The organism is Candidatus Poriferisocius sp., from assembly GCF_965204145.1.
Classification (GTDB): Bacteria; Actinomycetota; Acidimicrobiia; order Acidimicrobiales; family Bin134; genus Poriferisocius.
Genome location: NZ_OZ241977.1, coordinates 2,827,473 through 2,839,669, shown reverse-complemented (window position 1 = coordinate 2,839,669; position 12,197 = coordinate 2,827,473). Strand labels below are relative to the sequence as shown.

The following is a 12,197-nucleotide window of genomic DNA, read 5'->3' as shown; positions in this document are numbered from 1 at the left end:
TCGGGCTGTTGAGACCCCGAGGACCTCGACTCCAGTGGTCAGTACATGATGGTGCGGGTTAGGTGGTGGGGCCAGAAGGTGGCGTGGTAGGCCTTCCAGAGTCGAAAGTCCACCTGGGGGACTACCAGCGACTGCGACGGTGGGCGGATCCGGTTGATGGCGTCGGTGAGCAGGGCGGTGGCATAGAGGGTGTGGGCCCGGATCTCCACTTCTTCAGGGCTGTCCGCGGCGATCAGGTCGCCTCTGTTGATGGCAGTTTCCAGTTCTGCGGAGTAGGACAGGATGTCCATGAGCCGCAGGGCGACGGGGACGATGTAGTCGGCGAACGCGGTCATCCGATCCAGATCGGCGACCGCGAAGGCGCCTTCGCGGGCCAGTGCCATGTGCAGTTGCCACAGCCAGAGCTGGGCCAGCTTGTGCAACTGCACCTCATGGCCATCGTGGGTGCTGACATCGTTGAACCGGGGGAACTCGGCCACGAGCCGCTCCATCAGACCGTTGCCCGCGGCGTACATGGCGGGCGCGCAGTCGGCCACGAACCGGTGGGCGCTGCCGCCATAGCGCTCGGCCAGAACTTGGCCCGCCGCGTTGAGGATTTCGACCCGCTCATCGAGCATGGGGATCTCGATATTCCCGGTGAACACTCGGCTTAGTTCGGCTCGACTGATCTCGGCCAGGTAGGCCCCGTCGGTCAGCGGCACGCCATCGTCCAACGCCTGGGCAACGCAAGCGAACATGCCCTCGCTGTCCGACCAGGTCCGACCCCGATGATCGGCGGCGAACTTCACCCCAGAGTCAAAGTCGGTGAAGGCGAAGTTCATTACCGCATAGAAGAACGAAACATCAATGATCTCCGCCGGGTCGGTCCGGCTACTGATTGCTCCGTCGACCGCGCCAGACGGGAAGGCGAACTCCTCGTAGGCCATCCAAGAAGCCACTTGCTCGATGGCCTCGACCGATGTGCGAACGTGTCGGGAGCGCTCGACCACCCCGCGCACCGACCGCAAGACCGGCGAGGACCACACTGGGGAATCGTGCACGTAAAGCTCCTTTGCTCGGGTGGTGTCAGAGGGCGAGGTGGAGGCGGAGGGCGTTGTCGAGATGGGCCATGAGGTCAAAGGGCACTTGACCGAGCAGGCGGCCAACTCGCTCGACGGAGATCGACCGGACTTGCTCGGCTTGGGCCTTGGAGTCGCGTTCTAGGCCGGTGTCACCGGCAGTCAGCATCACCTGAAACGGGTAGACCCGCTCGGTGCTGGAGGTGATTGGGATGACGGTGACCACTCCGTGTCCCAGCCGAGCGGCAGTGGTGTTGGCACCGTCGTTGCTGACAATCACCGCGGGGCGGGTTTGGGCGGCCTCAGCCCCGAGAGTGGGACTGAGGTTGACAATTCGGATCTCTCCCCTGCGCATTGGAGCTATGCGAGTCCGTCAGAAACGGCAGAGTCCCAGAGGCGGCTTTCTTCACGATCCCACTGTGCGAATGCCTCGGCGTAGTCTTGCGCCAGCTCGGATGCCCGCAGTAGCCGTATGGCCCGGTGCAGGGTGGCTGATCGGGAGGCGATCTGGTGGTTTCGGGCATAGTCGTCGAGGAACTCCACGTCCTCATCAGGCAGGCTGACGCTAACTTTCATACCAGAAATACTACTAGGGTAGGACTCAATGAATTCAGTTCGGTTCAGCTTTGACGGGCCCGAGGCGCTGGCCGCGGTTACGGGCCGTGACGGTGGGGTGAGTACGGGTGATCTGGCCAGCCTGAACCTGAGCTTTGAGGTGGGGGACGACACGGCGCGCGTTGTCGCCAACCGCAAGGTCGCGGGCGACAGCCTCGGCTTCGACTTCCGAGAATTGGTGGTGCCCCGCCAGGTGCATGGGGTTCGGATCAAGGTTGTCGGCGAACAGGACAGGGGTCGGGGGGCCGATTCGGCGGAATTAGGGGTGGCCGCCTGCGATGCGCTGGTAACCAGCACGCCGAATATCCCGGTGGCCGTTCTGGTGGCCGACTGTGCGCCGGTGGTGCTCTACGACCCGACTCAACCGGCCATCGGAATCGTTCACGTGGGATGGCGCGGGGCGATCGGGCGCATCGCCCAGAAGACTGTCGAGACCATGGCTCGGGAGTTCGGCAGTCGACCACGGGATATCAAGGCCGGAATCGGTCCATGCCTGCAACCGCTCTCCCTCGAAGTCTCTATGAACGAAGCCATGCAGGCCGAAGGGGAGTTCCATCAGCAACCGGCGGTTCTTTACGACGCTGGCGATAAGCCCCATCTCGACATCCCGTTCATGGTCAAACAGCAATTGCTCGACGCCGGTGTATGGCTCAAGAACATTGAAGACTGTCGGATGGACACGCTGGACGCCCGGCGCTTCTTCTCCCATCGCGGTCAGTCCGGCCAGGCGGGTCGATGCATGGGCGTAGCCATGCTGCGATCTCCGCAAGGTACTTGAACGGCACCTCAACAGAGATCGATCTGACCGCGGGCGGCATCAATGATCGGCTCGAATGCTTCCGCATCGATGAGGTGGGGATCTTCGGCTCCGATCGGCTCGATCACCACGTGGTCGGCACCTGCTGCGAAGTGCTCGCCTACTCGCTCGGCGATCGCGCCGGCTGGTCCGATAGCCACAATGGCCTCGCACAACTGGTTGCTGCCTCCGTTGGCGAAGTCGTCGTCGGTGAGTCCGGCAGAGCGGAAGAGCCGCCGGTAGTTGCGCATTCCCAGGGTTCCGGCCAGGCGAGCACGGGCGGCATTTAGACCTATTGCGTGATCCTGGGTAAGGCAGGCGTACTGCTTGACCCCGAGCCAGGCTTGGGGGCCGATGGTGTCTCGGGCTCGGCCAGTGAGTTCGGGTGGGATCTGAGCGGGGATGGCGCCGGCGAAGTGCGCACTTGCTGCTTCCAGCATCTTGGGGCCGAGTGCGCCGAGCACAACTGGGGGTGTTTCTGTGATCGCGGGGCCAAGCCAGAGGGATGCTCGGATGGCACCCAAGTATTGGGTAACGGTCTCAACCGGTGAGGCGTATGTCCGCTTGAGTGCATCCTCTATCAACTCGGGATGCGACATGCCGATTCCGAGCACGAAGCGCCCGTCGGACTGATCGGCAAGCGTATTGGTGGCACCGGCCACCGACTCGGGCGTTCTCAGATGGATGTTGAGCACCGCAGTGCCCACTGTGAGCGAGCTCGTGGCACCGAGCAACTGGCCGGCATGGATGAGCGGGTCTCGACCGAAGGAATCGGTCAGCCAGATACCCCGGTAGCCGAGTTCCTCGCTGCGTCTAGCAAGATCCTGCGTTTCCCTGACGGTCAGATGGTCGAAGCGAAAGCCGAGCCCAATCCCAAACGGAAGTGTCATCGGCTTCGGCGGCGGGTGTTCACCCGATGGGTCATCGAGATGATTGTGCGCCTTGGCAAGAGCCGGTTGAGCTTGAGCGGCAGCCGATTGCGCCAGTTCGGCACAGCCGAGGGTGTCCGGCCCAGTTTGGCCAGGGCAAATGCAACAACATCGTCGGGTGAATTGGTGCCGCCGAGGTTTGTATCACCCTTTATCCCAGAGGCGCGTCGGAAGTTGGTTGCGGTCGCTCCCGGTGACAGCCCGAGGACGTCGACGCCGTGGGGCCTCAGCTCGGCCCACAGTGATTCGCTGAAGATCAGATCGAAGGACTTGCTCGCGGCATAGACGGCTGAGCCGGGAACGGCCATGTACGCCCCCATACTGGCTGTCACGATCATGGCGCCGCTTCCTCGCTGAACCATCGGGGGCAAGAAGCGGGCCGCCAGATCGACAACGGCTCGGCAGTTCACATCAACCATCTCGATCATGCGTTCGGGATCGGCCTCGTGAAAGGGTCCGAGCGATCCGAAGCCTGCGTTGTTGATCAGCACACTCACACTTGCTCCTAGCGAGTCCATCTCTTCTGAGATGTGTTGGGCAGCAGTCGGGTCTGCGAGATCCACGGTGATCGCTGTCGTTGATACCGAGTGCTGCTTGCTCAGCTCATTGGCCATCTCGTTGAGGCGGTCTCTTGTGCGGGCAACTAGGGCGACGTTCATGCCTTGAGCGGCAAGATGCCGGGCGAAGGCCTGGCCGATCCCACTAGAGGCGCCGGTCACCAACGACCACCCTGGGTATCGCTCAATCATCGTTTGGTTCATTGAGTTCCGCCTCTCTGCAATGTGGACTCGACGGCGACGAAAAGCGGCTCCAAGACGGCAAGGGTCTCTTTGACGTGTGAGGCCATCGCCTGTCGCTGCCCTCCCTCCATCCAGCGGTCGTGAGCGATGCGCTGGGCGGCGACAACTGCTCCGGCAAGAACTCGGATAGTCGGATCACTATCGGGGTTGCCCTTGAGATGGCGGGCGATGATCGGAACATAGACCGCCTCCCAGCGGTGAAGGTCTTCTAGCCCGGCAGAGCGAAGCTCCGGAGAAGCCATCAGGATTCGCGCGAGCTGCTGGAACTGCACGGATTGGCTGTCGTAGGTGGCCGCAACCTCGACCACCGCTGAAGTGATGGCTTCAACCAGCGATACCCCGGGCTTTGCCTCGGCGAGCACCTCGGCCACTGTTGCCCTCATGTCGGCTGACTCGTCGAACAGCACCTCTTCTTTGTTCGGGAAATAGCGATAGAAGGTTCGAGGAGAGACTTCGATGGCCTCGGCAATTTCGTCGACGGTCGTTTCGTGATAGCCGTTCTCGGCGAACAGTCGCACCGCCGTCTCCCTCAGCGCCCGCCGCGTCCGATCACGCTTGCGCTCTCGAAGCCCCGTTTCGAGTTTCTTGGCGCTATGCCGTTTGGCATCCACGTATCAATATTATGACAGAATGTGACATATAGCAACTTCTGCCATTTTACTTGCAGTGAAGGCTGTGGCCCCGTCGAGGCGGATCTGTCCTCGGGATCGTCAGTCTGGGATGAAGACACCGGGATTCATGAGGTTTTGTGGCCCTGGGCGACGTGTGGTGACTGCATGTCCTAGCCGCATAGTGAAAGGCCGAAGCCCCCTCCGCTGCAGTTCTCACCACGCGTGGCAAAGCGCGATCGGATGCTCAATACAGCAGAAGATTCGATCCCAGCGTTCGATGGCGACAAGGATGTCAGCGTGCCGGTGCGGAGCTTCGACGACCACATGTTCGGGACCGCAAACGACTGGCTGACAGGCGATGGTGGCTTTCCTTTCACACCAAAATCGACCCGCCCGTCCCTTTGAGCGGGCCCGACCATAGAGGGGGATGAATGGACGCAAAGACATACTCATTACAGGAGATCCTCAAGCCGGAGCGCCGGTACATAATCCCGACATTTCAGCGCGATTACGAGTGGACGCTAGAAGGACAGTGGAAGCTGTTATTTGAAGATCTAGAAAATGCCGCCGAGCGCCTCCTTGAGGTGCGGCTCATTGGGCCGACCGGATCCTCGCTGACGAGCAGGGAGCAAAGCATCTCGCCCCATTTTCTTGGAGCCATAGTTTGTGCGGGGCTACCCTTCCCTGCTGGCGGCATAGCGCCTCGTTCTGTGATCGACGGACAGCAGCGTCTGACAACCGTCCTGCTGATGATCCGAGGCCTTCTTGACGTTCTTCAGGAGGAGGAGGCGGATCGTGCCAAGTCAGTTCGTCGAATGCTCTTCAATCCGGATGACGTCGTTGAAAGGCACGAAGAGGTGTACAAGCTTTGGCCGCGCCGCAAGGATCGAGAGGTCTGGCCGAGTGCGCTTGATGATAAACCCTCGGCGGAGAACTGTGCCAGCGATCATCGGTATCTAGAAGCGCGAGAGTTCTTCGCCAAATCCGCCCGAGAGTTCGCGCAAGACGGCAATGGAAAACTTGAAGTGCCGCGACTGGTTGCACTGTCAGACGCAATATCGAGCCTGTTCAAACTGGTTGTTATAGACCTCGACGACAATGACGATGCCCAAGTGATCTTCGAGGTTCTCAACGGTCGCCAGACGCCGCTTTCGGCAATTGATTTGGTGAAGAACCTACTTTTCTTGCGCAGCGAATTTAACGACGAAGACGTAGAAGTGCTTTACGACAAGTACTGGGCCCAATTCGATGACGACTGGTGGAAGAAGGAGGTTGGGCGCGGTCACGCACAGAGAGGTCATCGCGATGTATTGCTTTCGGTTTGGCTAACCGCTGCGACCGGTAAGGAAGCGAACGTTGGGCACCTCTACCGCGAGGTGCGCGGTTACCTAGAAGACGGGCCGGAAACGGAGATGATCCTCCAAGAACTGAACATCTTTGCAGAGGCGTACAAGGTCATGTACAACGCAGCTTCCTGCGAGGACGAACGACTGGCAGTATCGTACGGTCGGGTCAGGTCACTTGAAATCATGACCGCTGTGCCGCTGCTCACCTGGCTACGAACGGTCAGTCCTACCCAGCTACACCCAGAAGACCATGTTCGGGCTGTGCGAGCCATCGAATCTTGGGCATTGAGGCGCGTTTTTGTCGGCTGGCAGACACGAGGATATGGCACCCATTTCTCCCGTGTGCTCCGTGAGGCAAAGCAGGCGGCAGAGAAGAACGTCGACATTGCTGAAGCTGTAGTCACCGGCCTCCAAGGTGGTTTCCTCGATTGGCCGACCGATGCAGACATCCGATGGGCGTTTCGAGAGCGGAAGTACTACCGGGGAATATCTCAGGCGCGAATTCGTTTGCTGCTGGGTGCCATCGACGAACGACTTCGCAACGAAGATCCTAACGAGCCGCCAGCGAGCATTGAGTACGACAATCTTCAGATCGAGCACGTGATGCCCCAGAGATGGCAGGACCACTGGCCGCTCATCCATGAGGACGGCTCAGCCGTTGAGGAAGATACCTCGGATCCACAGTGGCTGAGCCTCTCCGATGTGCGCGACCGGGCCGTGGACCGGATCGGAAATCTCACCCTGGTGACATCGTCGTTCAATGGTTCCGTCTCGCATCTCGGCTGGATATTCAAGAAGCAGGAGTTCGAGAAGCAGAAGTCCTTGGTCATCAACTACGGACTTGCACACAACGAATCATGGGATGAAGAGAGCATCTCGGAACGAGCCGATGCGCTCGCGACAATCGCAATTGCAATCTGGCCGTCCGCTGAGGAACTGTCGAAGACGTCTGCCTTCAGCAGCACAATCGAGTCGCAATGAGTGAATCACATTGAACGGTAGGCTTCCGTAGGCGAGAAGTCTCGGATCGAGCGCGTCACTCTGTGACGGCGCGCATGATCGCTCTTGTGCGATCATCGCACATTTGCAATGATGCTATGTGTGGCTGAGATTGAGGCGCACGATGAGGTCGTCGAATGGTTCGACGAGCTCAGCCATACCGAATGGGAACGGACGGTGACCGTGGTTGACCGACTCGGTTCCCTCGGGACTCGAGCGCGAATGCCGCTGTCACGAAGTCTTGGCGAGGGTCTATTCGAAGTCCGGTTCACACTCGGTGCAACTGCTCGGCGTATCACCTACAGATTTACTGGTGATGGCCGCATCATCTTGTTGACAACATTCCGTAAGCAACGGAACAACGAGCGGGCCGAAATTGCTCGGGCTCGAAATATCGCTCAGGAATGCGCCAAGTACAATCCGTAGAAGGGAGCACGATGGCCAATTTGTCCAGATGGGAAGACATCAAGAAGACCAAAGACGAACCGTCCGCCGAAACGCGGGCCGGGATCGAGCAGGATCTTGATTTGGGACAGCTCATCTTTGAACTGCGGACCGAAGCTGGCTTGAGCCAGCGAGAGCTTGCCGACCGGATGGGCACCACTCAGTCGGTCATCTCTCGGCTTGAGGAAGGTGGCGGTGCGAAGAATCGGATCGACACACTCGCCCGGGTCGCGACGGCGCTCGACAGGCATCTCGTGTTGTCGTTCCCAGCTGATGTTCCCGACAAGCTCACTGATGCAGTCCAAGTCGCATGACTCCCCGGGGTCAGGGTTTGTTGCTGATGTGGTTCGGAATGCAACGGCTGGAGCGATTGCGGTCAGTCGGGGATCAAGACCCCGGGGTTCATTAGATTTTGGGGGTCGAGTGCGGCCTTTACGGCCCGAAGGACATCTATGCCGGCGTTGCCGTGCTCGTTGGCCATCCAGGGGCGGCGGACTCGGCCGATGCCGTGGTGGTGGGCGATGCCGGCGCCGCTGTCCGTGGCCGCGCCCATGGCCGCGGTCCAGCAGGCGTCGTAGACCGACTGGTACTCGTCGGGATCAGACGGCTGGGCGGCGAAGGTGAAGTAGAGATTGGCCCCGGACTGGTAGGCGTGCGAGGTGTGGGCGGTGGCCGCGATCACCGTGGGTACCGCGCTGATGGCCTCGACGACCGCGGTGTAGAGACGGGCCAAGTGGCGCCAGCCGGTGGCTACCTCGATGGTGTCGGCCACTAGGCCCTGCTCGAACAGCTCGGTCCAGGTCGGCACGGTGTTGCGGTGCTCGAACCAGTGATCCACTGCACCGGAGTCGGCCGCTTCGCCACCCCCCGCCCGGCACAGCTCGGCCACCGCGGCGGCCTCCAACTCCGCGTGACCGGGCGGTCCCTCGTGCAGAAAGATGGCCACGCAGCGTCCCTTGGGCACGTGGTCGCGGAAGTGGCGGCGTGTCTCGCCAGCGTCGTAGAGGCGCACTACCGGGGGTCGCCAGCCGGGCACAATCACGCTTCGCACCGCGTCGATTCCCGCGCTCATGTCCTCGAAGTGGAACGCCTGGCGCACCCCCGGCTCGGGGAGCGGGCGCAACGAGAAGGTCACTTCGGTGATGATCCCGAGCGTGCCCTCGCTGCCCAACAGCAGCTGGCGCAGGTCGGGTCCGGCCGACGCCCGGGGAGTGGGGCGCGACCGATAGATCGACCCGTCGGGCAGCACAGCCTCCACCGAGTACACGATGTCCTCGATGTTGCCGTAGGCGGTGGAGTACTGGCCTGAGGCCCGGGTGGCCACCCATCCGCCCACTGAGGAAATCTCGATCGATTGAGGCCAATGCCCGATGGTGAAGCCGTCTTCTCGCACCCGGTTCTCGGCGTCGATGCCCATGGTGCCCGCTCCGAATGCGGCCAAGCCGTCCACCGGGTCGAGCCACCGCAGCCCGCTCAAGCGCTCGGTGCCAATCACCACCGAGTCGGGGGAGGCCAGCACTCCGCCCACACAGCCCGACCCGGCGCCCCGGGGAATCATCGGCACCCCGTAGGCCCGGCATTTCCGCACTGTCTCGGCCACGAGTTGGGCCGTCGAGGGCATCGCCACCGCCGCAGGAAGCGCCAGCCGGCCTTGCCACTGATCTAACTCGGAGCGGGGCCAGCTGTCGCGGGCTCGGCTTCGGCGGACATCGTGGTCGAGAAGGAGATCGTCGCCCAGCAGGCCGGCGAGTTCGTCGAGAAGCGTCATCCGGTACTGTCCTGGAATTGGAGCTCGCTGGCGTAGCGGGCTTGAACCGATTCGATCTCAGCGGCGGTGCGGGCCTCGTCCCATCCCAGTAGATCGGCCATCCGAGTTGCCGCCGGGGCGAGCAGGGCCACACGCTCGGCGGGCGTGTACCAGGCCGCCCGAGTGCGGCGATAGATGAAGTCTTCGAGGGTCAGAGCACCGTCCACCTCCACAGCCCAGCTCACTTCGCCGGCCACCACCCGGCCGCCGGGAACCAGCGGTTCGTCGCCCCGGGCCAGCACTGGGCCGGTTTCGTCGCCGTAGAGCCGCACCAAGCGATCGGCCAGCGGGCGATCGACGCCGGTGGCGGCCACCGACGCCGCATGGCCATCGAGATCAGATGAGAAATTACCGCCGGGGATCGGATCGGGTCCCGGCCCTGGCCCCAGCGACCGGCCCAACCGCTCAGCCACGAAATCAAGCACCGTCATCGCCATGGTGCGAAAGCCGGTGAGCTTGCCGCCCGCGACGGTGATCATCCCCCCAGTTCCCACCCACACCTCCTCCTTGCGGGAGATCTCGGTGGCCTCCTTGCCCTCTTGGGCCACCAGCGGGCGTACCCCCGACCAGGCCGCCACCACGTCGTCGAGGCCTGGAGGCTCGATATCGAAGTAGCGCTTGAGCGGGTGAAGCAGGTACTCCACGTCGGTTTGCTCGATCTCGGGCCAAAGAAACTGGCTCCCGTGATAGCTGGTGTCGGTGGTGCCGACGGCCACAGAGTCGCCTCGGGGCAGCACGAAGATGCTGCGCTTGTCATGGGTTTCCATGATCACGAGGTTCCGCACAGGGAGCCGGACGGCGTCCACCACGATGTGTATTCCCTTGGAGGGGTGGAGGCGGTCGGCAGCGCTCTTCTCCTCCAGGTTGGCTAGGCGCTCCACCCAAGGTCCGGTGGCGTTGACCACCGCATCAGAGCGGATCTCCACCCGGTTGCCGCTCACCCCGCATTCGGTCACCACCCCGTCGATCCGATCCCCTTCCCAGATCACGTCCACTACCGGCAGCCTGCTCGCCACCTGGGCACCAGCGCCCACCGCATCGCGCAGCACGGCCAGAACGAGGCGGGCGTCATCGGTCATGTACTCCCGGTAGGCGCATACCCACGGATACTCGTCCCGCCGGAGGCAGGGCTCTCGCTCGCCAAGAGCGTCCCGATCCCAGCTGAGGTGCCGGTCGGCGTCGGTCACGGCGCCGAGCTTCTCGTAGGCGCCGATTCCGGCCCGGATCTTCATCAGGCTGGCCCGGCTGCGAGCCGGCACCACCATCCAGCACGGCTCGGCCAGATGCGGTGCCATCTGATGTACGGCCTGGCGCTCCCGCGCCGTCTCCCGCACCAGCCCGACCTCCCCCATGGCCAGATAGCGCAATCCGCCGTGGATCAGCTTGGAGGAGCGGGACGAGGTTCCCGCGGCAAAATCGCTGGCTTCAACCAGCGCCACCCGCAGCCCACGTCGGGCCGCATCCCGCGCCACCCCCGCCCCGGTGATCCCCCCACCAATTATCACCAGATCAAACCGCTCGCCCCCCAGCTCGGCCAATAGCCCAGAACGTGAGTTCGGCGTCAGCGACGTCGAAAGAGCGGTTTCAGACACTGCTTAGCTATGTCTGTCGCTCCCCACTACCAGTTCTTCCAGTAGCGGGAGGGGATGGGGCCGGCTTGGTCTTGGTACTTGGAGCCGGCCTCGGAGGAGCCGTAGGGGTTCTCGGCGGGGGTGGTCATGCGGATGAAGGAGATCTGGCCGATCTTCATGCCGGCGTACAGGGTGATGGGCAGGGTAGCCACGTTGGACAGCTCCAGGGTGAGGCGGCCGTTCCACCCGGCGTCCACGAACCCGGCGGTGGAGTGGATCAAAAGCCCGAGGCGCCCCAGCGACGATTTGCCCTCCAGCCGGGCCACCAGGTCGTCGGGAATCCGCACTCGCTCCAGGGTGGAACCCAGCACGAACTCGCCGGGATGGAGGATGAACACCCCGTCGGACTCGATCTCCACCGGCTCGGTGAGGGCGTCCATGTTCTTCTTGACGTCGATCAGACCCTCGGTGTGGTTGCGGAACACCCGGAAATGCCGGTCGATGCGCAGGTCGACCGAAGACGGTTGGATGGCGCCGTCGGCCAGCGGCTCGATCTCGATGCGGCCCGCCTCCAACTCCTTGCGGATAGATACGTCGGAGAGGATCACGCTCTGGGGGCGAAGAAGCTCCGCACCAGCGGCTCGTAGTGCTCCAAGGGCGGCGTGGGGTAGGACGGGTCGAACGCAGGCATGTCGTATTCGGCGCAGAACTCGGCGCAGCGGTCGTAGTGGGGGTGGTCGGTGTAGGCGTCGCGGCTGTTGCGGTCCAACCCCACGTGGTGCCAGAAGTAGTACCCCTGGAAGACGCCGTGCATCTGCACCATCCAAAGATTGGCCTCCGACACGAACGGTTTGAGGATGGCGGCAGCCAGATCGGGATGGTTGTTGGGGGTCAGCAGGTCGCCGATGTCGTGGACCAGCGCGCACACCAGATATTCGTCGTCCCGCCCGGCCTTTTCGGCCCGGTGGGCGGTCTGGATGCTGTGGACCAGCCGGTCGACGGCGAATCCCTGGGGCCCGGAGGCCAGATCCCGCAACTCCCGGAGAACTCGGTCAGCCAACCCCTGTTCGACGTGCTGGTGGGCCGGGATGGATGCCACCCAGTCTTCGGCGGTGGACTCGTCCATGCGGGTGAACGTGGCATGAGTGAGTGTGGTCATGGCAGAAAGCCTACGGCATAGATGTCGCCAGGACACCCCCGCAAAAAGCCGTTTTGACCAGT

15 protein-coding genes are annotated in these 12,197 nt (G+C 62.5%); 5 read left to right on the top strand and 10 right to left on the bottom strand.

Annotated elements, in window-relative coordinates:
• Positions 1 to 38: 38 nt before the first annotated feature.
• From ACOGI7_RS13165 to ACOGI7_RS13155, 3 genes are read right to left on the bottom strand one after another with little or no spacing between them, the layout of a single operon-like run.
• Entirely contained in the window at positions 39 to 1,040 is a 1,002-nt protein-coding gene (locus ACOGI7_RS13165) for a queuosine salvage family protein (protein WP_419849214.1), read from the bottom strand.
• A 25-nt stretch (positions 1,041 to 1,065) separates the two neighbouring features.
• A complete protein-coding gene (locus ACOGI7_RS13160; protein WP_419849213.1) occupies positions 1,066 to 1,413 on the bottom strand; it encodes a type II toxin-antitoxin system PemK/MazF family toxin in 348 nt (115 codons plus the stop codon).
• Between the two features lie 5 nt (positions 1,414 to 1,418).
• Positions 1,419 to 1,634 carry a ribbon-helix-helix domain-containing protein gene (locus tag ACOGI7_RS13155; protein ID WP_419849212.1) on the bottom strand — a complete coding sequence of 72 codons (216 nt, stop codon included), beginning with the start codon at positions 1,632 to 1,634 and terminating at the stop codon, positions 1,419 to 1,421.
• Positions 1,635 to 1,662: 28 nt separating this feature from the next.
• On the opposite strand from ACOGI7_RS13155, the gene ACOGI7_RS13150 reads away from it, so the two are divergent.
• A complete protein-coding gene (locus ACOGI7_RS13150; RefSeq protein ID WP_419849211.1) occupies positions 1,663 to 2,451 on the top strand; it encodes a polyphenol oxidase family protein in 789 nt (262 codons plus the stop codon).
• Between the two features lie 8 nt (positions 2,452 to 2,459).
• On the opposite strand, the gene ACOGI7_RS13145 is transcribed toward ACOGI7_RS13150, so the two are convergent.
• From ACOGI7_RS13145 to ACOGI7_RS13135, 3 genes are read right to left on the bottom strand one after another with little or no spacing between them, the layout of a single operon-like run.
• Entirely contained in the window at positions 2,460 to 3,359 is a 900-nt protein-coding gene (locus ACOGI7_RS13145; RefSeq protein ID WP_419849210.1) for a TIGR03620 family F420-dependent LLM class oxidoreductase, read from the bottom strand.
• A complete protein-coding gene (locus tag ACOGI7_RS13140; RefSeq protein WP_419849209.1) occupies positions 3,356 to 4,159 on the bottom strand; it encodes an SDR family NAD(P)-dependent oxidoreductase in 804 nt (267 codons plus the stop codon). Before ACOGI7_RS13140 ends, ACOGI7_RS13145 begins: the two co-directional genes overlap by 4 nt.
• Positions 4,156 to 4,809: a TetR family transcriptional regulator gene (locus ACOGI7_RS13135; RefSeq protein ID WP_419849208.1), complete on the bottom strand. Its 654-nt coding sequence runs from the start codon at positions 4,807 to 4,809 to the stop codon at positions 4,156 to 4,158. The genes ACOGI7_RS13140 and ACOGI7_RS13135 overlap by 4 nt, the downstream gene beginning before the upstream one ends.
• Before the next feature lie 222 nt (positions 4,810 to 5,031).
• Between ACOGI7_RS13135 and ACOGI7_RS13130 the strand changes: the two genes are divergently transcribed.
• From ACOGI7_RS13130 to ACOGI7_RS13115, 4 genes are all read left to right on the top strand, one after another.
• The gene (locus tag ACOGI7_RS13130) at positions 5,032 to 5,214 is read left to right on the top strand and encodes a hypothetical protein (RefSeq protein WP_419849207.1); all 183 of its coding nucleotides are present in this window, start codon (positions 5,032 to 5,034) and stop codon (positions 5,212 to 5,214) included.
• Positions 5,215 to 5,240: 26 nt separating this feature from the next.
• A complete protein-coding gene (locus ACOGI7_RS13125; RefSeq protein WP_419849206.1) occupies positions 5,241 to 7,136 on the top strand; it encodes a DUF262 domain-containing protein in 1,896 nt (631 codons plus the stop codon).
• A 120-nt stretch (positions 7,137 to 7,256) separates the two neighbouring features.
• Entirely contained in the window at positions 7,257 to 7,580 is a 324-nt protein-coding gene (locus tag ACOGI7_RS13120; RefSeq protein WP_419849205.1) for a type II toxin-antitoxin system RelE/ParE family toxin, read from the top strand.
• 11 nt (positions 7,581 to 7,591) lie between these two features.
• Positions 7,592 to 7,912, top strand: a complete 321-nt coding sequence (locus ACOGI7_RS13115) for a helix-turn-helix domain-containing protein (RefSeq protein ID WP_419849204.1) — start codon at positions 7,592 to 7,594, stop codon at positions 7,910 to 7,912.
• 62 nt (positions 7,913 to 7,974) lie between these two features.
• On the opposite strand, the gene ACOGI7_RS13110 is transcribed toward ACOGI7_RS13115, so the two are convergent.
• The 4 genes from ACOGI7_RS13110 to ACOGI7_RS13095 form a co-directional block, all read right to left on the bottom strand.
• On the bottom strand, positions 7,975 to 9,366 hold the full coding sequence (locus ACOGI7_RS13110; protein ID WP_419849203.1) for an FAD-binding oxidoreductase: 1,392 nt from the start codon (positions 9,364 to 9,366) through the stop codon (positions 7,975 to 7,977).
• Positions 9,363 to 10,943: a glycerol-3-phosphate dehydrogenase/oxidase gene (locus ACOGI7_RS13105; protein WP_419849202.1), complete on the bottom strand. Its 1,581-nt coding sequence runs from the start codon at positions 10,941 to 10,943 to the stop codon at positions 9,363 to 9,365. The genes ACOGI7_RS13110 and ACOGI7_RS13105 overlap by 4 nt, the downstream gene beginning before the upstream one ends.
• 80 nt (positions 10,944 to 11,023) lie before the next feature.
• A complete protein-coding gene (dcd, locus tag ACOGI7_RS13100; RefSeq protein WP_419849201.1) occupies positions 11,024 to 11,584 on the bottom strand; it encodes a dCTP deaminase in 561 nt (186 codons plus the stop codon).
• Positions 11,581 to 12,135 (bottom strand): HD domain-containing protein, encoded by a 555-nt coding sequence (locus ACOGI7_RS13095; protein WP_419849200.1) that lies wholly within the window; start codon positions 12,133 to 12,135, stop codon positions 11,581 to 11,583. The genes dcd and ACOGI7_RS13095 overlap by 4 nt, the downstream gene beginning before the upstream one ends.
• Positions 12,136 to 12,197 lie beyond the last annotated feature (62 nt).

Bases quoted from the DNA above. Each gene is read 5' to 3' on its own strand.
- ACOGI7_RS13115 (WP_419849204.1), top strand. From the start codon at position 7,592: ATGGCCAATTTGTCCAGATGGGAAGACATCAAGAAGACCAAAGACGAA.
- ACOGI7_RS13140 (WP_419849209.1), bottom strand. From the start codon at position 4,159: ATGAACCAAACGATGATTGAGCGATACCCAGGGTGGTCGTTGGTGACC.
- ACOGI7_RS13155 (WP_419849212.1), bottom strand. From the start codon at position 1,634: ATGAAAGTTAGCGTCAGCCTGCCTGATGAGGACGTGGAGTTCCTCGAC.
- ACOGI7_RS13095 (WP_419849200.1), bottom strand. From the start codon at position 12,135: ATGACCACACTCACTCATGCCACGTTCACCCGCATGGACGAGTCCACC.
- ACOGI7_RS13110 (WP_419849203.1), bottom strand. From the start codon at position 9,366: ATGACGCTTCTCGACGAACTCGCCGGCCTGCTGGGCGACGATCTCCTT.
- ACOGI7_RS13160 (WP_419849213.1), bottom strand. From the start codon at position 1,413: ATGCGCAGGGGAGAGATCCGAATTGTCAACCTCAGTCCCACTCTCGGG.
- ACOGI7_RS13150 (WP_419849211.1), top strand. From the start codon at position 1,663: ATGAATTCAGTTCGGTTCAGCTTTGACGGGCCCGAGGCGCTGGCCGCG.
- ACOGI7_RS13145 (WP_419849210.1), bottom strand. From the start codon at position 3,359: ATGACACTTCCGTTTGGGATTGGGCTCGGCTTTCGCTTCGACCATCTG.
- ACOGI7_RS13125 (WP_419849206.1), top strand. From the start codon at position 5,241: ATGGACGCAAAGACATACTCATTACAGGAGATCCTCAAGCCGGAGCGC.